At 56.2% G+C, this 16832-nt stretch carries 22 protein-coding genes; all 22 read right to left on the bottom strand.

The window, feature by feature from the left end; all coding sequences use genetic code 11:
• Positions 1-71: 71 nt before the first annotated feature.
• The 22 genes from CLOEV_RS02495 to CLOEV_RS02390 all read right to left on the bottom strand — a co-directional run bounded on the left by CLOEV_RS02495 (position 72) and on the right by CLOEV_RS02390 (position 16829).
• Complete coding sequence (locus CLOEV_RS02495) at positions 72-1151, bottom strand: hypothetical protein (protein WP_034441753.1); 1080 nt, start codon at positions 1149-1151, stop codon at positions 72-74.
• 12 nt (positions 1152-1163) lie between these two features.
• Positions 1164-2093 carry a hypothetical protein gene (locus CLOEV_RS02490; RefSeq protein ID WP_034441751.1) on the bottom strand — a complete coding sequence of 310 codons (930 nt, stop codon included), beginning with the start codon at positions 2091-2093 and terminating at the stop codon, positions 1164-1166.
• Positions 2093-2677 carry a hypothetical protein gene (locus CLOEV_RS02485; protein WP_034441749.1) on the bottom strand — a complete coding sequence of 195 codons (585 nt, stop codon included), beginning with the start codon at positions 2675-2677 and terminating at the stop codon, positions 2093-2095. The genes CLOEV_RS02490 and CLOEV_RS02485 overlap by 1 nt, the downstream gene beginning before the upstream one ends.
• A gap of 1 nt (position 2678) precedes the next feature.
• The gene (locus CLOEV_RS02480; RefSeq protein WP_034441747.1) at positions 2679-3053 is read right to left on the bottom strand and encodes a hypothetical protein; all 375 of its coding nucleotides are present in this window, start codon (positions 3051-3053) and stop codon (positions 2679-2681) included.
• Positions 3054-3121: 68 nt separating this feature from the next.
• The gene (locus CLOEV_RS17040; RefSeq protein WP_034441744.1) at positions 3122-3625 is read right to left on the bottom strand and encodes a hypothetical protein; all 504 of its coding nucleotides are present in this window, start codon (positions 3623-3625) and stop codon (positions 3122-3124) included.
• Positions 3626-3695: 70 nt separating this feature from the next.
• Positions 3696-4115, bottom strand: a complete 420-nt coding sequence (locus tag CLOEV_RS02470) for a hypothetical protein (RefSeq protein ID WP_034441743.1) — start codon at positions 4113-4115, stop codon at positions 3696-3698.
• A gap of 15 nt (positions 4116-4130) precedes the next feature.
• The gene (locus CLOEV_RS17110; protein ID WP_051484837.1) at positions 4131-4595 is read right to left on the bottom strand and encodes a hypothetical protein; all 465 of its coding nucleotides are present in this window, start codon (positions 4593-4595) and stop codon (positions 4131-4133) included.
• 109 nt (positions 4596-4704) lie between these two features.
• Positions 4705-5040: a hypothetical protein gene (locus CLOEV_RS02460; RefSeq protein WP_051484836.1), complete on the bottom strand. Its 336-nt coding sequence runs from the start codon at positions 5038-5040 to the stop codon at positions 4705-4707.
• A gap of 498 nt (positions 5041-5538) precedes the next feature.
• A complete protein-coding gene (locus CLOEV_RS15705) occupies positions 5539-6006 on the bottom strand; it encodes a hypothetical protein (RefSeq protein ID WP_051484835.1) in 468 nt (155 codons plus the stop codon).
• Positions 6003-7454 carry a hypothetical protein gene (locus CLOEV_RS16720; protein WP_051484834.1) on the bottom strand — a complete coding sequence of 484 codons (1452 nt, stop codon included), beginning with the start codon at positions 7452-7454 and terminating at the stop codon, positions 6003-6005. The genes CLOEV_RS15705 and CLOEV_RS16720 overlap by 4 nt, the downstream gene beginning before the upstream one ends.
• Entirely contained in the window at positions 7451-7855 is a 405-nt protein-coding gene (locus CLOEV_RS02445) for a hypothetical protein (protein WP_034441738.1), read from the bottom strand. Before CLOEV_RS02445 ends, CLOEV_RS16720 begins: the two co-directional genes overlap by 4 nt.
• A 5-nt stretch (positions 7856-7860) precedes the next feature.
• On the bottom strand, positions 7861-8721 hold the full coding sequence (locus CLOEV_RS02440) for a hypothetical protein (RefSeq protein ID WP_034441735.1): 861 nt from the start codon (positions 8719-8721) through the stop codon (positions 7861-7863).
• Entirely contained in the window at positions 8718-9641 is a 924-nt protein-coding gene (locus CLOEV_RS02435) for a hypothetical protein (RefSeq protein ID WP_034441734.1), read from the bottom strand. The genes CLOEV_RS02440 and CLOEV_RS02435 overlap by 4 nt, the downstream gene beginning before the upstream one ends.
• A 7-nt stretch (positions 9642-9648) precedes the next feature.
• Positions 9649-10452 (bottom strand): hypothetical protein, encoded by an 804-nt coding sequence (locus CLOEV_RS02430; protein ID WP_034441732.1) that lies wholly within the window; start codon positions 10450-10452, stop codon positions 9649-9651.
• 56 nt (positions 10453-10508) lie between these two features.
• Entirely contained in the window at positions 10509-11846 is a 1338-nt protein-coding gene (locus CLOEV_RS02425; RefSeq protein WP_034441729.1) for a phage tail tip fiber protein, read from the bottom strand.
• Positions 11847-13271 (bottom strand): hypothetical protein, encoded by a 1425-nt coding sequence (locus tag CLOEV_RS02420; protein WP_034441726.1) that lies wholly within the window; start codon positions 13269-13271, stop codon positions 11847-11849. It lies immediately after the preceding gene.
• The gene (locus CLOEV_RS02415; RefSeq protein WP_034441723.1) at positions 13243-13746 is read right to left on the bottom strand and encodes a hypothetical protein; all 504 of its coding nucleotides are present in this window, start codon (positions 13744-13746) and stop codon (positions 13243-13245) included. Before CLOEV_RS02415 ends, CLOEV_RS02420 begins: the two co-directional genes overlap by 29 nt.
• Complete coding sequence (locus tag CLOEV_RS02410; protein WP_034441721.1) at positions 13746-14276, bottom strand: phage adaptor protein; 531 nt, start codon at positions 14274-14276, stop codon at positions 13746-13748. The genes CLOEV_RS02415 and CLOEV_RS02410 overlap by 1 nt, the downstream gene beginning before the upstream one ends.
• 9 nt (positions 14277-14285) lie before the next feature.
• Positions 14286-14876, bottom strand: a complete 591-nt coding sequence (locus CLOEV_RS02405; protein ID WP_034441720.1) for a hypothetical protein — start codon at positions 14874-14876, stop codon at positions 14286-14288.
• Between the two features lie 6 nt (positions 14877-14882).
• Positions 14883-15446, bottom strand: coding sequence for a hypothetical protein (locus CLOEV_RS02400; RefSeq protein ID WP_034441717.1), 564 nt, complete (start codon positions 15444-15446; stop codon positions 14883-14885).
• A gap of 70 nt (positions 15447-15516) precedes the next feature.
• Positions 15517-15768, bottom strand: coding sequence for a hypothetical protein (locus CLOEV_RS02395; protein WP_034441713.1), 252 nt, complete (start codon positions 15766-15768; stop codon positions 15517-15519).
• A gap of 17 nt (positions 15769-15785) precedes the next feature.
• On the bottom strand, positions 15786-16829 hold the full coding sequence (locus CLOEV_RS02390) for a N4-gp56 family major capsid protein (protein WP_034441711.1): 1044 nt from the start codon (positions 16827-16829) through the stop codon (positions 15786-15788).
• Between the last annotated feature and the right edge of the window lie 3 nt (positions 16830-16832).

The raw sequence follows: 16832 nt of genomic DNA, 5'->3' as shown, positions 1-16832 counted from the left end.
ATATTTATCAAGCCAGTTGGCCATAAAAAGACCTCCCCCAAAATAAAGGCGGGGAAGCCCCCGCCTAAAAATCAATAAACTGTAAAACCGCTCTCTTGCGCCTCTCTCACCAGATCTGCCGGCAGCCGGTTCTGTATATTTGCCTCATTGATAATATCCGCCATGCTGATCCGCTTGCCGCCGCTTCCGGCTGTCTGCGGCGAACGCGCCGCGCCGCCTGCCGCGGCGGGACCGCCAACGCCGCCAAGCGCGGACGAATAAGCGTTCAGCCCGCCATCACCAATACTTTCATACAATGGCTTATAGTCGGAGAATGGCACCCCACCGTCATTGCCCAAGAGCCCCATTACCTGCAAAAACTTGATAGGGTCCATCTGCGGCTGCGCCGCGCCGTCGCCGCCGTCAACAACGCCCTGCCCGCTGGAACCGCCATTATTGCCGTAAAAATTCTTATAAGCGCCAGACGCCTTAAAAAGAGACTCAAGCATACTGCCGCCGCTGCCCGGCGTTATCCCCTCCGCAGGCACAATAGAACGCGATACGGGATCGACCCATACCATGCCGCCCTTGCCGTCAGGCATCAGCTGTGCCGGCTGCTGCCTACGCTGTCCTTCGCGCCGGATTGACGCCTCCTGCGCAAGAGCCCTGTTCTTATAATCCCTCTCCCAAAGCCCCTGCTCCCTATCCCACGCGAGACCGGCGTTATACATCTTCAACTTGTCGGACATCTCCTGCGCCTTTGCGGGATCGACGCCCATATCATACGAACGGCCGTCGCCGACAGCACCGTTTGACCAGGCTGGAGCAACCGTCTTTTGATTCCCCTGATCCACCGTAAGCATCTGCGGCAGCCAATAATTCTGTAAATGCTGGAGATTGGCCCCGGCCCCCACCGCGCCGCCGAGAAAATCCGCCGCCCCCGCCTGCTGATTCGGATTGTTATCTACTCCGGAGCGCATCATGTCGATATATCCGCGCTTCTCGGCCTCCGACCGCGCCGCCGCCTCCGCGTCAAGCCTGCTCCTATACTTATACTGCCTGGCCGCCTCATCGCGGGCCATCATACTATCCAGGAACCGGCCTCCCACCATACCCAGGATGTCGTTGATCGTTATCCTGTTACTATTGCGGGGAGCAAAATATACCGCCATGCCAACCCCTCCTTACATCATATTCCTGCGCTGCCGGGTGCTATAATCCATATCCGACAGGCCATACTGCACCAGCAGCTCATCATACCGGCGCTTATCCGCGTCGGAGAGCCGATACCCATTCCCGCCACCGCCAATCAAATTGGAGACAAACCCGGGGCTCTGCATCCTATTTCCGACATAGCGCGTCCCCATATCGGAAAGATTGTCTGGAATCTTGCTAAAATCCGGCAGGGCTGTAGGATTGGCGTTGCTGAGATTTTGCTTTAACATCCCTGTCAAATCCGCTGGAGACGAACCTGATAGAGAGGGTATTTTTCCATTGGAGCCACCACCGATATTGGGAGCAAGCAATCCCGCAGCCTGCTTCACCGCGCCACCGTAATCCCCCTTTACCGCCGACCCCACCGCCTTAGCGCCCGCAATCCAGGGTGCGGCGCCAGGCACAGCCAAAGACAACAGCGAACCTACTAATCCCCAGGGGCCGCCGCCTCCGCCATTCTGCACATACTGAACCGCCATATCCTTATTACCTCCTCCATTACCCGGCAGAACCAGCCTCGCGTCCGGCTCCGCGATCCCGAAATAACGCTGCATCTCCTCCGGCGGCATATTCTCCAAATTCCACGCCGAAGGTGTAAACGTCGTTTCACCTGAACCGTCCTCCGCCCACACACCACCGGAATACCCATCCACGCCGTTATAGCGGCTCTCCTGGGAGAAAGTCGGATGATTCGGTTTTTTCCATTCATCTGTGAAATGCCCGTTGCCGCCCGGCTCCATCGCTCCCGCAAGATACGCCCCCGCCATGTCGTAATCATTCATATCGTTATAGCGATTACGGCCCTCAGACATAGACATATCCATAAGGCGCTCATACAGCCCTTGACGCTCCTCCGGTGACAGCGCCGAATTATAGCGGTTATAAAACGGCCCCTGCATTACTTCCCGCCGTCCTGATAAACCACCGTGTCATAGTCATCCTGGTCCTCAGACGCCCGCACCGTCTTAAAAAACTCCATCAGCGGCGCATACTGCGCCGTAAGATTGTCGTACTGCTGCTTTTGCGCCGATCCCGCAGCATCCATCAGCGTGCCATAATTCCCTGACGCCGCCTTATAAGCGTCCATGTAATTCTTCGCGAACGCATCCGCGGTGTTGCTTCCAATCTCATTGATCGCCCTGCCCGTGACCGAGCTGTTCAAGATACCCTTACCGCCCATCTGCGCCATCGCCGAGCCGAGAGACTTGTCCATTGACCGCGTGATGTATCCGTTCATTGCGTCAGTCAGCCCCGCCGGCAAATTCCCCGACTCCGTTAAATCGGCCAGCCCGCCATAAGCCTTGTCGTACTGCTGCCCGTACTTCGCCGCGTTCTCCTTCGCCGCCGCATAATCGCCTCCCAACTGAGAGGCCATCGGCGTGTACTGAGAATATAGCAGGCTCTGGAGTGCTGAAATCTCCGCGCTGTCCGGGTCCCGCTTGCGCACCGTCTCCGAATGCGAACTGCCGCCGCCTCCGCCCATATCACATCAACTCCTTTGTCCTGATCCAGAAAAGCGGGCGGCCGTCCCGCTCCTCTACCTTAAAAACATCGCCGCCGAACAGACGACAAAAAGCCTCCGGCCCGCGCCGCGTACAGCAGCACAGATAACGCACCCCGTACCGCTCCTTTGCCCAGGCGAACATCTCATAAGCCTTATCGCGCCAGAACCGCCCGTCCCCGCAGACTTTTGTGACATACAGCTCCCGCATCCCCGGCGAAACCTCCCAGCACATAAAGCCGCGCAGAGGATCAAAAAAAAGCTCCTCATACTCGCCGAACCGGCAATCAGAAGAGCCCACCCTATCCAAATACCGCTTCATCCACCAGCCAAAAGGGCGCGGCGTCAAAACCTTCATTCAATCCCCCCTATCAACGAGCACAAAAAAAAGAGCCCTGCGGCTCCCGTGGCTCTACGTTGTTTTTGCTATTTCCAGCGGCCTATGGCGACCAGATATGCGGTGTAACTTACAACACCGAAGCTGCCTCCGGTCCTTATCGCATCGGCAAGCCTCTTTACCGCTGAATTACTGCCGGTGCTCCATACATATGTTTCTGTCCCCTGGTAGCCTATACTTGTATATACACCATGATTAGCCGTAGGGCTGTCGTTTGTTGTTGCGCCAAAACCAACAACTAATTTATATACTGTCCCGACGTTGGCTATAGGCAATACCCATTCTCCAGTGAGAAAGAGAAAATCAGAATACCTAGGCTCTTTAACATATGTATGGGTGCAGATCATTGTGCCATCGGCCCATTTTATATACCGGCCATTTGCATTCTCGCCGCTTTCTATCACGGCGCTTCCCATCGTTCCGACGACCGGCAACAAAGAGATATCTATTTTATCCCCTGCCAACATCGGCAGCTCGGCCACAGTCTCAAGTCCAGATGCCGTGCGCCTCTGCACAAGATATTTCTCAGGCATAGTGCGCACGCTCCAAAATGTCAACTTTGGGGCATATGTTACCTAGGAGCGCCCCCCCCCCCTGTCCACATTACACATTGTTATCATTGTTGGCGGCCTCCCACGTTATCGCGTCAAGTTCGGCCTGGGTCGTGGCTGCGGTGACGGCGGTATCAAGCCGCTGCTGCTTGCCGATCACCGAGGCAGATAACGCGCCGTATGCGGCCACATTGGCGAGTATCTTCTCCACCAGCACGGCGGTTTCTATGCCCCGCGTGGTAGCGATTGCCGCGACAAATTGCGCCGCCTCCGTTTCTGTGTTGCCCGCGGCAAAATCCTTCGCCCCCTGCTCCTGCTTGCGCCACGACTCTATCTCTGCCTCCGTATAGTTCGCCTTTACCTCGGCGAGTACGGCGTCGCCTGCCGCCCATATCTGGCGGCGCTTCGCCTCTTTTGCGCGCGCAAATTTCATCTCGGGCGTGTCTAGTTTTGTCCAGTTAATGTTTCCCATATTTACCAGTCCTTTCTATTTCCAGCGGCCTATGGCAACAAATTTTGCCCTTCCGTTCAGCAGCGGCGTGTTGCCACCCAAAGTTTGGCAGCACATCTGGCAATAAGTAGTTCTTTCGCCGTTACTGACAGGGGCAAATAGGAACGACGTTGCCAAAGTAGTATCTGTATCTCCCATATAGATTGCAACAGAAGGCAAGACAATAGGCACTGCTGCAAATGCTGCTGGATATGTAAATGTTTGCATAACACCAGGGTCACTTCCAAAAGGAATATATACAGACCAGCAGTGCATCGTACCATCCGCAAATTTGACATATTCTCCGTTGGCGTTAGAACCGCGCTCTATTATGGCGCTTCCTATCGTCCCGACAACCGGCAACAAAGAGATATCTATTTTATCCCCATCTAACATCGGCAGCTCGGCCACAGTCTCAAGTCCATCCGCCGTGCGCCTCTGCACAAGATATTTCTCAGGCATAGTGCGCACACTCCAAAATGTTAACTATGGGACATATGTTACCTAGGAGCGCCCCCCCCCCTGGCTACATTACAAGTTGTTATCATTGTTACGTCCTCCTGTCATTCTCCTATACAACTTCTGGCTCAATAGCCTGGTCTTCGGCACCTAATTCATCTATCGCTATTACCTGCCCGGATGCATCGACATATACGGGTTTGGGAAACCGCTGCTCTTCCGTCGCATTGCTAGGTATCGGGAATAGCAGTGTCAGTTCAATAGTGTCTCCGCTGCGCGCAACGTCCGACACTATAAACTCCGTGGCAAAAGCATCGCAAGGCAATGTCGCCCCGTCTTGCAGAGGTTCAAGGTCAAAAGTTTGGCCGTTTATGATTATTGTCGAGCCGCTGACAGATACAGATAAGGTATCCTCCCGCACCTGTGGACTAAGGTTGATTTTGAACATTTTTATCTCTCCTTTACACGCTTTTTACTCAGCCACACATCATTAGTCAGGTGGTGGCCTGTGATTTGGGTATTTATGCTTTTTGTCTTATTACACGAGTATTAGCCTATTGTTTCCGAGCCCGCTCTGTTGCCTGCTTGACCTGTACATCGTCGGTGCACTGACGGACGGGGCCATTTTTGAGGAAGGTTCAAACGCCAACGGGCACTGGATAAAATACGCCAATGGAATAATGGAATGCTATGGTATAACTGGCAGCACGCTAACGCTCACGGCTTACGGCAGCCTATATGATGGTTCCGTGTGGATACCATATCCGGCGCAATATGTGGATGATAACGTGGCGAATATTGCGTCTGTTCAATTCCCGTCACAATCTGTATGGTGTAGTTGTTTACTAAAGTCATCAAATGAGCTAATAGTTAGAGTTATTGATATCGCGGCAAGGTCTGGTACATTCCTTATTCAATGGAGGTCTATAGGCCGCTGGAAATAGCCTCACGCCTTCCAACGGCCTATGGCTATCTGAACTAGATATGTTGCGCCTGTTAAATTCCACGTACCGGTAATTGCAAAGCATCCACCGTAGGCATATGTCGTTGTATTCGGATACAAATTTGCCACGAATCTATTTGATGCCCAACCTGTCGGCTGGGCAATTATACATAAATCTTCCGTATCTACGAATTGCGCAGGGTATGCCCAACTTACAAGCGCACCATCGTTTTGTGCAACCGTCATCGTACCGAGGTTTACAACTTGCGTGCAGATCATCGTATTGTCCGCATACTTTATGTATCGGCCATTGGCGTTTGAGCCGCTCTCGATGATCGCCCCGGACGCCAGTGCACCGACGATGCGCAGCCTGTCCGCAGGGACCTTGCCCTCGGAGTCCAGCAAAACGCTTTTGAGCAGTGATGCAAGCCCACCGTCACCGCGCGCCAATATCTCTAGGATGTCGCTCATACCGTCACCTTCCTGATTATTATGTCGCCAACTTTAGTATCGGCAAGGATCGCCGAGTCGGATTCGCCATTTACAAACACCGCCGTCTTAGGCCCCCGCGGGTGGCTGTGGTCCGCCCGCGGAATCTGATTGGTCGTTCCCGGAGCCCCAGCCTCGCTCTCCGCCGCCGGTGTCGCCGCGCTGAAGGTCAGGCTCGCCACTGTATCGGCGGCCTCTTGCGCGCTGCCGGCGGCGGCCGCAGCGCTATTTGCCGCCGCATTTTTCGCCGAGTTCGCATCGGAAACATACCCAGCAAGAGTGTCGCTCACGTTTTGCGCGGCATTCCCGGCAGCGGCTTCAGCCGCATTCTTAGCCGCTTCCGCGCCGGTTTCCGCACTCTCCGCCGCCTGCTTCGCAGCCTGGGCGTCGTTTTTCGCATTTACAGCGGCCGTTGCCGAAGCCGATGCCTCAGCCTCAGAACTTGCCGCCGCCGCTTTGGCGTTCTCCGCGGCAACCTTCGCACTCTCCGCCGCAGTAGCAGAGCCCGCCGCCCCTGCCGCGCTCCCTGCCGCCTCACTCTGAGCATTCTCCGCCGCTGCCTTTGCCGCCTCAGCGGACTCTTTCGCCGCCAGCGCCGATTGCTCCGCCGCCGCAGCTACCGACGCGCTGGAGCCCGCCGCCGTAGCCGCCGCACCAGCCGCCGCCGCACTCCCCGCCGCTGCGTCTCTGGCGTTTTCCGCCCCTGCTTTGGCCAGCTCAGCCGCAGACTTCGCATCGACCGCGGTCGCCGCCGAAGATAAGGCGCTCTCCGCCGCAGACTTGGCATATGACGCATACACCTTCGCGCTATACGCTATGCCGTCCACCGTATCCCCGGTCTTACAGGCCCACTCCTCGGCGAGCTGATACCCAGCGTCCATATTCCACCCGACACCGTCATAGACGAAACTGTATATCACATTCGCCCGTATCCAGCCCGTGGGAACCGCCACCCCTTGAAAGGTTATATCCTTCCCACCCGTGCCGCTGACATTCAGAGTCGGAGCGTTCGCCGTATTCGCGTTGGCAAACCTTACAAGCACGGATTTACCCGTATCCAAGACAAAGCCCGGAATACTCACCGACTTCTCCGCCACCGCCGCGGGCGTGGAACAGACGGCATAATTGCTGTAACCTTGAATCCCGGCGACCGAAACAAGGTTCGTCCATGCCTCCGCGTTCGTCGTCTTCCACTGTACATTACCGTCGCTGACGCGGAACTCCACGCTCTCGCCGGCGGGGATGACAAAATCAAAGACCGCTGATCCCAGCGTGCCGGAATTTGTCACCTGCGCCATGCTCCCCGGCGCGCCAGTTGTCACCGTGCCTACGGCGATTGTCGCCGCGCGCCCCTGCCTGGAGGAAACCTCGACTATCTCCGCGATGCGGTTGGCGGACTCCACAACCTCCACCGATTTTATATTGCTCATTTCGTCACCTCCTGCATCGCGATCCACATGCCGTTAATCGCGCGCAGCACTACCCCCGCCGTGTCCACGATCTCCAGGTCGTAAACCCCTTCGCCGGGCTGAACCTCGCCGTCGCCGTCCTTTATGCTGTAGTCCACCAGCGGCCCCGTCTGCACGTTGGTAATATGTACGCAGCAAGCGTCTACAAATGCGCTGTCGTCGTCAAACCTCTCAAAAGTTATCCCGCCGCCGGCGTCGGAGGTAAGGCTCACCATAGCGTCGGCGGAATCATATTCTTTTTTCAGCTTCATGCGCGCAGAACAGCCCGTAAGCTCAATCAGCTCCCCCGCCTCGTCGCGCAGCCGCACCGTCAAAAAATAGTCCGCCCCCGCGTCTATCTTTATTGTCTTGTTTTGTGCCACTCGTCTCACCGTCCTATTGCCAGATAAAATACTTCCCCGTCGGTGGGATAGAACTCCTCACCTGGGATTACGCACGAGTAACTGTTCAGCGTCAGGGAATGCTCATACCCGATGTCCCTTGTACCGGTCCGTATATTCTGAATATCTCCCTCTTTACGCAGCCACCACGCGCACGGCGCACCGCCCAAAGAGACCGTTTTTACCGTCGTCTGCACAGGCTGCTCCATTGCGAAAAAACTTTCGCTTACTAAAAGATGGGTTTCCAGTACAGGAGAACCGGATGCCCCCGCCCGCAGCACATCCAGATAGATGTTGGCACGGAAGTCCGCCGTTCCCGGAGTTGCATTACTATATCCATACATCGTGCGCCAACTGAAACTAACCGTTAAACTACCCATACCACTCTGAGCACTGGTTATAATCGTTGACAGACTGTTTCCGGTGGGAAAGTAAAAAGATCCTTCCGGCCATAGGTTTATAGATTCGCCAACTTTAATCGTCCCCGACGAACCGGCTTCGATTGTAAATTTGCAAGATGGATATATGCGGTACTTCAACGGACTATCGGAAGCGGCTACGCTACATCCCAACTGAAACCTCTGTCGCCCATATCTCCCCCGTGAAAAATATGTCGGCACTCGCTTCGGCGAGACAAGCACCGCTGGCGGCTCCTGCCAATAGCCCTCAAGCTCCGTCCACGCATTCAGCGGCGCGCTCTTCGATTCACATTTTTTGAGCGTCGTCGTCGGCGTTACCGTCCGTACTCCGTCTATTTTGTTGTATATATCAAGCCTGCCGGAATCTAAGACCACCATATCCCCATTTGCCAAATCTTTGGGGTCTTTAAAAACAGCTTCGCCGCTCATCTGCCCACCACCAGCGCCGTAAACCCACCTGATGACGAGGCGGAAATATCCCCTTCATCTGGCAGGCAGTTAACATATAGCGGTATCATGGGGTTATTTCCACCAAACCATTGGCTATAAAACGACGCGGAATTTGTTATTACATTCATTTGACTTGCAGAGCATTCGACCTTTACATGCACATGAGAGCCGCTTTGAGAACCGCTTACGGAAGCCGAGATTAAGAGAGGATCGGCGTTGTTGGGTTTTACGCCGGTCGTCGCCGTTCCCCAGGAAAAAACGCCTGCTCCATTGCCGATACCAACCCTCAAGCTGTAATTCCAGGAAGAGGTGCAGTATTCCCACCCTGTCGGCTGCTGAGGGTTTAATCTTGTGCGCATGGCGTTTCCATACACGCGTGCGCAAGCTACCGCAGATTTAGCACTTATCACCGGTACAGCCCACTCGGCGGAGAACCTCTCCACATAATCGTGATAGCCCTCGCCACTCGTAAAATCATCGAAAAAATCGTTATGGTCGTGCCAGATTCGTTGTTCAATTCTCGGTACAAGCAAAGAACCGTTGCCGGTTGTTTTTTTTGTCAAACCGCCAGATACGCCAAAAGTTGCCCTCCCAGCATCGTCAACGGCGACTACAGGAGATTTAATATTTATTTCTTGGTCCAGCTCTATACCGTTCACATTAAAGATGTTCACAGAACGCGGCGAGACGAACACTTGCGGCATGCCATATTTAGTGACGAATCTCTCTTCCGTGCGGACGGTTCCTCCATTGGTCACACTATAAAGTCCCAGTTGCGTAATCGCCGTCGCCAATTTAGGACTTCCATTCACGTCTTCATAAAAGCCGATATCGCCCTCTGAAATGACTACGTACTTATTTGGACTGTCTGGGGAAACACACTTGAGATACCCTCCCATAAAATATCTACCTCCCCACCGCAAGCGCAAAGACATTGCCGGAATATGTGGTAACACTCCCAGCCGCCGGGTCTTTTTGGACTACGCCGCCAAGAAACCTCACATATTCATTGGCGTTATAACCGCCTAAGCCCCAGTTCATACCGCCAAAACTCTCTGCGCTGTTGCTTATCACCACACGAACACGAACATTAGAAGCCAAACTATTCAGTGTGGCTTTAATGTTATAAAGTTGATATATTTCATTTACCAAAGGATGGCTATTTAAAGAAAACGTCACCGTTCTAACGCCTAAAGATTTCATGGTACCGCTCGCCTGGTCGATATAATCCACATAGATATTCGCAATGGAGCCGCAGCCATACCATTCTCTTGCGTCTTTACGCGCCGATTGTATTTCTAAGCTAAAGATTATAGTTTTTATGTTGGGCATCGTGCCGAACCAGCCAAAGGTATACGTTATAGGCGGCGAAGCCGGGCTGTTATAATCCCAACTATAGAACCCGGAGGCAGGGATTCTTTCATTTACCCCCCATGTACTTTGTCCGCCAGAGGTGGCGGCTGTGGCGTAAGCCCTCACCTTATAAACGCCGTTTCCCGCATACTCCGTCTTTTCTACCCCTGATTCAAGATATATCGTCGCGTTCTTGCTCGGGTCGTATGTGACCATATCCGAGAGCCCTACGGCCACCGCCGGCTCCTGGCTCCACTGTCCCGATAACGCCACCGATACGCCATCCCTCAGTCCGGAGGCCGTGCCGAGCCTTGAGAGCAGATAGACGGCGGGATTGATGTCTCCAAAATCACGCATTATTCTGACAAACCCTCCGCCAATATATATATTATTCTTTTCATTGGCGGAGGATTTTAGAAAAAAGAGCCGCTTCCTCCGTCAAGGATTATGGAGTCGCCGATCTGTATTTTTCCCCCGGCCCCGATGATGAGCTGCCCGTCGGTGAGCACGCCGTTTACCAGCGTGCCGAGCTGGATTTTAGAGGCGGCGTTGATCTTGCTGCCATCGATCGTGCCGTTGACGATGAGACTGCCGTTGATACCAACCACCGGGGGATTCTTCGTCGTGTCCACGGCAAAGACCTTGACGTTCGTATAGCTCCCATCCTGGCTCTGTCCGTAGATGTAAAAGCGATCGGCCAGCACGCAGAACTCGCTGCCAGTCGTCGCGTCGTTGAACACCCCAAACCCCGCGATTTTTAACTTGCCATCCATTGCGACCTGCGTCTTGACCGTATACTGCGCGATCGCCGCCTTCAGCAGCTCGTAGGCCGAGGTGTTTTCCTGCTTGACCCATGCGCCGCCGATATACCGATAAACGGCTTCGTTGCTGTCAATCCAGAGGTCGCCCGCGGCCATCCCCGACGTTGGCGCCGTCGGCTGCTGGAAGAGGTCCACCTCGCCCGTCCGCACCTGATTTATTATCTGCACCGCCGCGTCGCTGTCGTTGATCTTCTGCGCAAGCCCAGCGATGAGCTTGCTCTCGGTGACCGCGCCGTCTCTTATCTCCTCCGCCTCGATGGGCGTTGTGATGGCATATACCGGACCGACGAATGTGCTCTTGTTGCCGCCGGTATCTACCGAACGAATCCAGTACCACCTTGTCTCCATGACACCGCAGTTGGCGCGCACGAAGTCCGTGCCGTATGCCTGCGCGATACGCTCCGCCGTCTCCAGATTGTCGTTGCGCGTGCTCTCCCATATCTCCATATGGCTGTGATTTTGCCCCGCTGGTACTCCCCAGCGCAGAGTTATGGTGCAGAAGCCGCCGACGGCGGAGAAACCGGAGGGCACGTCAGGCGCCGCGCCGGAGCCTGTGATGATAAGCTGCGCCGTCACCGCCGACGAGCTGCCAGTCGAATAGACCGCGGTGACAATAACCTTGACCGTATCGCCCGCCGCAAAGCCGCCCTTCCTGTACTCAGTGACGCCGCCCGCCAGCTCGGCGGTGACGCCGTTCAGCATTACTTTTATCTTATCCGGCACGAGGCTGCCGGCGGGAGACTTCCACGAAACCAGCACCGTTACCGCCGCGTTCCCCGCGTCGTCGTGGCTCGTCTCCTCCGTGAGCGTGAGCTGCCGAACGGGGTACAATACGGTCCCATTCTGGCCTGTGCCGCCAGTCCCCGTCTCGTCCTTGAGCAGATTTTCCAGCCTTTTAATACGCGCCTCTGTATTTGCCAGATTGCCCACCTACACCACCTCCGCCGTCCTTATGGTCAGTTTGTCGAGTACCACCGTGCCGCCGGATGAGCGCAGCACCGGCCGCAGTTCATCCGCCACGTAAATCTGATGTTTGACCGTCTTGCTTCCAGAGGCGGCAAACCGCCAGCGCCCGATCTCCAGCTCCGCGACCGCCGCCGCGTCCTTTGTCACACAAAGCTCCTGATAGTCAGTCATCGCCCGATCGCTTCCGAATACCGGTGCCAGCTCTATCTCCATCTCCGGTCTGATCGCCGGGGAGACTGAGGAATCCGTCAGCCGGTATATCTTCGCCCCCAAGGCCAGATATACAGTCCCGTCAGCCTCACAGGCCGCCGTCACCGGCGAACCGAGATCGATACGCGTCCAGCCCTGGTATCTTTCGTTCCAGCAAAAAACGTCATTCAGGGCGTTGGGTTTTACCCATATTTCGCCCCTGTCCGGCAGCGTCCACAGCCTGGCGTCGTTGGTGAAGTGCGCCGCCAGCCATGCGTTAATCTTCTGCCCCTCCTTCTCGGTCACCGCGAGGTCGGTATCGTTGTCCGAGATGGCCGAGACCTTGCGGATACCCCTATCTTTGTCGAGAAACATAATGTCGTTGCCGACGGCGGCGACCGCGTCGCGGTTCACCGGCTCGACCTGGCTTGCAACCCTTATAACCGTCCAGTCCGGGAAAGACGAGAACAGCCGGTACAAACTCCCGTCCGAACGGAAGATGACAAGATCGCGGCTGATGGGCAGGATACGCACGATGTCGCCGCCCTCCTTATAGCCGACGTCGAGCCATTGCGCGTCGGCGTCGGTGTGGACGTCGATATCGTCCCCGCTTCCCTCATCCTCGCTCTGCCAGTTCTCAGGGTCGCCGATGCCGGAGTAGCGCAGCCGGTCGCGGCCTGTGCGCGACAGCAGCAGCCGTCCCTCGCGGACCATTACGTCGTTCGCGGTATTCCACTTGTCGCCGCCGCTGGGGTCGGTTTTGTCTACCGGCACGGGGGTCTGCGTCACAAACTGTTTACCGTCATACCATTGGATTATCGAGCCGGAGGCGACGAACAGCCGCCTCTCCGCCTCCTCGCCCCAATCGCAGTAGACCGGCAAATCAGTGCCGGAGAGGGTGCCGATACTGACGGGCGCGCCGTCCACGATACGATATAAAGCCTGGCCGCAGGAAAAGATCATGCCGAAGTTGAGGGACCAGTACAGACTTGTCACCGTCCCCGCCGCGGTGGCCACTAGCTCCAGCGGCTCAAGCGTCCGGAAACGCCCGCCGTTGCGCTCATAACAGAAGTTCTTGCCGCCCGCGACCTCCTTCTCCGACAGGAACCGTTCCGAAGCGCCGAGATTCAGGCCGCCGCCGCGAAAATCCGAATAGACCTTATCCTTGGAGTTAGGATTCTTTCGCGACTGCACCGGCATCCGAAGCACTCCTTCCCGTATAGGCCCCGCTCATCCTGTCTGCAAGCGTCGATTCCACTTGCGAGGCATAGCCGACGCGCGCGCCAGCCAGCACCACCACATAATCCATAAGCGCACCGAGGCTCGTAGCGTCGTCGAAGGGTAGATCATCCCCGGCGCTCTCCACATGGGCCTTCGCCATATAACAACGCGCCGTCCGCTTCTCCGTCGAGCCGTCCAGAGAGGCGAACTTCGCACCGTCGATGTAAAAGGGCTCCTGCCCCACAAAACGCACGAAGCCCGCCGGTACCGTAGTACGCCCCGGCGTAACCGTTACCTCGCGAATCATTAACGGGTCGTGCGCCGCGATACGCTCCAAAGAGAGCTGGCTGATAGCGTCGTTGAGACATGAAATGAGCTCCTTAGAGCTGTAGGTGATCCGCGCCTCGTCGCCGAGCCGCACGGATACACGTTTGATAAACTCGTTGACCAGCATCAGGACTGCGCCTCCTTACGCTGCGGCGCGGCTGGACGCATATTCGGCAGGAAATAATTCACTACCGAGACCGCCCCGCCCTCGCCGCCGGCAAGCAGTGCGGCCGCCGCGCGCGCGATGGCCGTAGCGTAACGTTCCGGAACCTCGATCTCCGATTCCCCGTCCGTCACCGCCGGCGGCGTCGAGAAATACCACAAAGTTACCTGCGGCTCGCCGGAACAAAGAACGTCTCCGCGAATGGCATACTCCCCCGCGCCGGGGCTGTCACCGTGTACCTGCAACAGCTCCCGCCCCTCCGCACCGAAGCCGCGGATCACATTCAGGTAATCCGACGGCAGAACGCCGCTCTCCTCCTCCAGCACGACATCCGCGTTACGGCGGAAAAGCAGCCCGGCAGACTTCGCGTTCTCCTCGGCCATCACCCGTAGCGCGTCGTTTATTGCCCTGACCGCCTGCCAGTCTGCGAACTTCGCCTTCGCCGCATCGCCAACATAAAGCCGGACTTGCGCTAAAATCTTCTGTGCTTTCATAACCTCACCTCACCACGGGCCGCGGCAGACTACACAATCAGCACCGCGCGGCCTAAAATAGCGGCTGACTGCGTTGCCATACCGAACACGGCTCATAAGCTCGTCCGGCTCCGCCCCGCCCATCATCCCCACTACCAGAGCAACAACCGAGTTATCCAACTCCGGGGAAAATGGCAGCTCATCCGCCCTGTCCTTAATCCTGGAGAAAAATGGTAGATAGGTAATCTCGGCGGTAACGGGCATATCAAGCGGGTAGATATCCACCCGCGCCGGATACGCCACGTAGCACCTACGCCCCGAGGCGAGAGGAGCAGCCTCCGCATAGTCGAGCGTGACACTCGGCAGCAACAGACCGCTGTCACAGTCGCGCACACTCCTCACCTTCATCGCGCCGCCTAGAATCTGCACCGTACCGCCGTCAGGCGAGGTAAAAACTTCATGCCGAAAAAGCACCGGAGAGTTAAGCCTGGCGCCGTAATTCCAGATGCCCTCAAGCGCCCGGTTTAGAAACGCAAGCACATCCGTCTCCTCCGGCTCGGCGGCGTTCACCTTCCCCATCTGCCGCTTGATCTCCAACAGCAAATCTCTCGCGGTGCTCATGAGATCTTAGACCCCCGCCTCAGCCGCGAGAATCCCGGTAATCATCTCCGACTTATTATTTTTCTCCGTATAGCGGAGACCATATCCCTGGGCGATCTCGATAAGAGCCCCCTTGTTCATGCCCGTCAGCTCCGCCTGCCTGTCAGCGCCATCCTCGGCCTCCGGTTCAGGCTCCGCGCCCTCGTGCGGGTCAAACAGTGGCACGCCGTCGTCAGACGGTGGCAGTGGCATCTCGCCCCCCAACACACCGGTACCGGCAGAGACCCCCGGAGTGATAAGCGTGGCGTCCGCCGTAGGTACCGCTGGCATCCCCAGCGGCGTAACGGAAAAACGCGGACGCAGCTTAACACCGACAATCTTCGGATACCCGCGCTCCATCTGGATAATCTCGTGGGGCACCGTCGCATCCAGCAGCACGTTGATCAGCTCGCCGGGCATCTCAATATCTTCGTTCGTATAGTATCTGCCAGTCATATTGTTAAGCGAGACGGAAAACGTTACCGCGTCCGGCGAATGCAGATCCGTTACACGTACCCGATACTTTCTCCCAGCTTCAAAAAATCCGCTCATAAAAATCCTCTCCTACCCATAAATAAAATAGGCGGAAGGAAATCCCTCCGCCCTCCCATCCGCCATCTGCTTAAGAGGCGTTGCTGATCTGTTTGCCGGTGATTATCTTATCCTCGGCTACCGCAGTGACGACATAGACCGTCGTCGTAGCCGCACCGCCGCTTGCCGTAACATTCGTGATCAGCAGCGTACCCACCTTACAGTCCTCAAAACCGGCGTCCGTCGTCTTAGTCGTGCCGCTCGTAAAAGCCGTCTCGGAAACTACGACATTGGCGGCCGCCGCCTTATAATCCAGCCATTCCTGCTCATAGGGCCAGGTCATATCTCTACGCCTCCTTCCTACGACTTGACGGCGTGTTCATAGCGCACGATCCAGTCGTCGTTTAAAATCTTCGCGACATAATAATCCTTCCAGCCCGCGGTACCGCGCTGATTCAGCGGGTCGCTCGTGTCGCTGGTATCGTCGTCCTTATGCATTTTGATGATGACGGTGTGAGTGTCTTTACCACCAACCATCGTCTCGCCATAGGCCTCCTTGCCAAAAATCAGGTCGGCATAGACGTCCGTCTTTGTACCGCTGGTGCTCTTACAGCCGTCCGCCACATTGCCGCCGGCGTCCTCGTAAACCATCGCGTGCGTCGTTTCGATAAAGCGGATCTCCTTGTAACTGCCAACCTCGCCCTCCATGACGCCGACGCCGCTGGCATAATTCGCTACAGGGACATAACCGTTACCAAGCTGCCTCTCCAACTCCACAGTCGTGTAAGGGCTGATGATGGCGATATAGGCGGCGCGAATAGGTTTTGTCTCTATCTTGACCGTAGGCATGATGATCTCGGTGTGGCGCTTGGCCAGCTTCATCTTCAGCTTCAGGATGATCCGGTCATAGTCGTCGGCGCTGACCCTCGCCACCACCTCCGACCTCGACGTGACCTTATTCGCGTAGCTGACATTTACCCCCGCGACCATCTGGTTGCGGGCTAAAATCGCCAGCGTCTCGCCCTGCTGCTCGCCCAGCTGCTGGACAACCTGCGTCAGCACAGCGTCAATGGCGAGATCCTGCACCTGGTCCGTGAGAGGTATCCAGTCACCGTACTGCTGTACCGTGGCTGTGATCGTCTCATAGTCCAGAGAGCTGCCGGTCGGAGTGATACCCTCTGTCAGCGGCGTAGTGGCCGGAGCCAGCACGCCCCAGCGGCGGAAAGATATCACCTTGCCCTTGTTCTTAGGCAGCGGCCGCTTCTGTCCCCACTTTCGGAAAGGCAGAAACGGAAGCGCCGTCGTCAACGCCACGCGGTCATAAAAATTCTTAATCTCCGTCGGGAAATTCCGCGTATTCACCTCGAAAAAGCTCAGATTGAGCCTTCTTGCAACATTAAACATTAT

Source organism: Cloacibacillus evryensis DSM 19522 (assembly GCF_000585335.1).
Taxonomy (GTDB): Bacteria; Synergistota; Synergistia; order Synergistales; family Synergistaceae; genus Cloacibacillus; species Cloacibacillus evryensis.
Note: the sequence above shows the minus strand (reverse complement) of the source record. Positions and strands in the feature narration are given on the sequence as shown.

What these genes read in the sequence shown, in the direction of transcription:
- CLOEV_RS02415 (WP_034441723.1), bottom strand. Translation starts at nt 13,746, where the DNA reads ATGCTGGTCAACGAGTTTATCAAACGTGTATCCGTGCGGCTCGGCGAC.
- CLOEV_RS02440 (WP_034441735.1), bottom strand. Translation starts at nt 8,721, where the DNA reads ATGAGCGGCGAAGCTGTTTTTAAAGACCCCAAAGATTTGGCAAATGGG.
- CLOEV_RS02400 (WP_034441717.1), bottom strand. Translation starts at nt 15,446, where the DNA reads ATGAGCGGATTTTTTGAAGCTGGGAGAAAGTATCGGGTACGTGTAACG.
- CLOEV_RS15705 (WP_051484835.1), bottom strand. Translation starts at nt 6,006, where the DNA reads ATGAGCGACATCCTAGAGATATTGGCGCGCGGTGACGGTGGGCTTGCA.
- CLOEV_RS02435 (WP_034441734.1), bottom strand. Translation starts at nt 9,641, where the DNA reads ATGGGAGGGTATCTCAAGTGTGTTTCCCCAGACAGTCCAAATAAGTAC.
- CLOEV_RS02460 (WP_051484836.1), bottom strand. Translation starts at nt 5,040, where the DNA reads ATGTTCAAAATCAACCTTAGTCCACAGGTGCGGGAGGATACCTTATCT.
- CLOEV_RS02420 (WP_034441726.1), bottom strand. Translation starts at nt 13,271, where the DNA reads ATGCCGGTGCAGTCGCGAAAGAATCCTAACTCCAAGGATAAGGTCTAT.
- CLOEV_RS02390 (WP_034441711.1), bottom strand. Translation starts at nt 16,829, where the DNA reads ATGTTTAATGTTGCAAGAAGGCTCAATCTGAGCTTTTTCGAGGTGAAT.
- CLOEV_RS02480 (WP_034441747.1), bottom strand. Translation starts at nt 3,053, where the DNA reads ATGAAGGTTTTGACGCCGCGCCCTTTTGGCTGGTGGATGAAGCGGTAT.
- CLOEV_RS02410 (WP_034441721.1), bottom strand. Translation starts at nt 14,276, where the DNA reads ATGAAAGCACAGAAGATTTTAGCGCAAGTCCGGCTTTATGTTGGCGAT.
- CLOEV_RS17110 (WP_051484837.1), bottom strand. Translation starts at nt 4,595, where the DNA reads ATGCCTGAGAAATATCTTGTGCAGAGGCGCACGGCGGATGGACTTGAG.
- CLOEV_RS02405 (WP_034441720.1), bottom strand. Translation starts at nt 14,876, where the DNA reads ATGAGCACCGCGAGAGATTTGCTGTTGGAGATCAAGCGGCAGATGGGG.
- CLOEV_RS02470 (WP_034441743.1), bottom strand. Translation starts at nt 4,115, where the DNA reads ATGGGAAACATTAACTGGACAAAACTAGACACGCCCGAGATGAAATTT.
- CLOEV_RS02495 (WP_034441753.1), bottom strand. Translation starts at nt 1,151, where the DNA reads ATGGCGGTATATTTTGCTCCCCGCAATAGTAACAGGATAACGATCAAC.
- CLOEV_RS02395 (WP_034441713.1), bottom strand. Translation starts at nt 15,768, where the DNA reads ATGACCTGGCCCTATGAGCAGGAATGGCTGGATTATAAGGCGGCGGCC.
- CLOEV_RS02490 (WP_034441751.1), bottom strand. Translation starts at nt 2,093, where the DNA reads ATGCAGGGGCCGTTTTATAACCGCTATAATTCGGCGCTGTCACCGGAG.
- CLOEV_RS16720 (WP_051484834.1), bottom strand. Translation starts at nt 7,454, where the DNA reads ATGAGCAATATAAAATCGGTGGAGGTTGTGGAGTCCGCCAACCGCATC.
- CLOEV_RS17040 (WP_034441744.1), bottom strand. Translation starts at nt 3,625, where the DNA reads ATGCCTGAGAAATATCTTGTGCAGAGGCGCACGGCATCTGGACTTGAG.
- CLOEV_RS02430 (WP_034441732.1), bottom strand. Translation starts at nt 10,452, where the DNA reads ATGCGTGATTTTGGAGACATCAATCCCGCCGTCTATCTGCTCTCAAGG.
- CLOEV_RS02485 (WP_034441749.1), bottom strand. Translation starts at nt 2,677, where the DNA reads ATGGGCGGAGGCGGCGGCAGTTCGCATTCGGAGACGGTGCGCAAGCGG.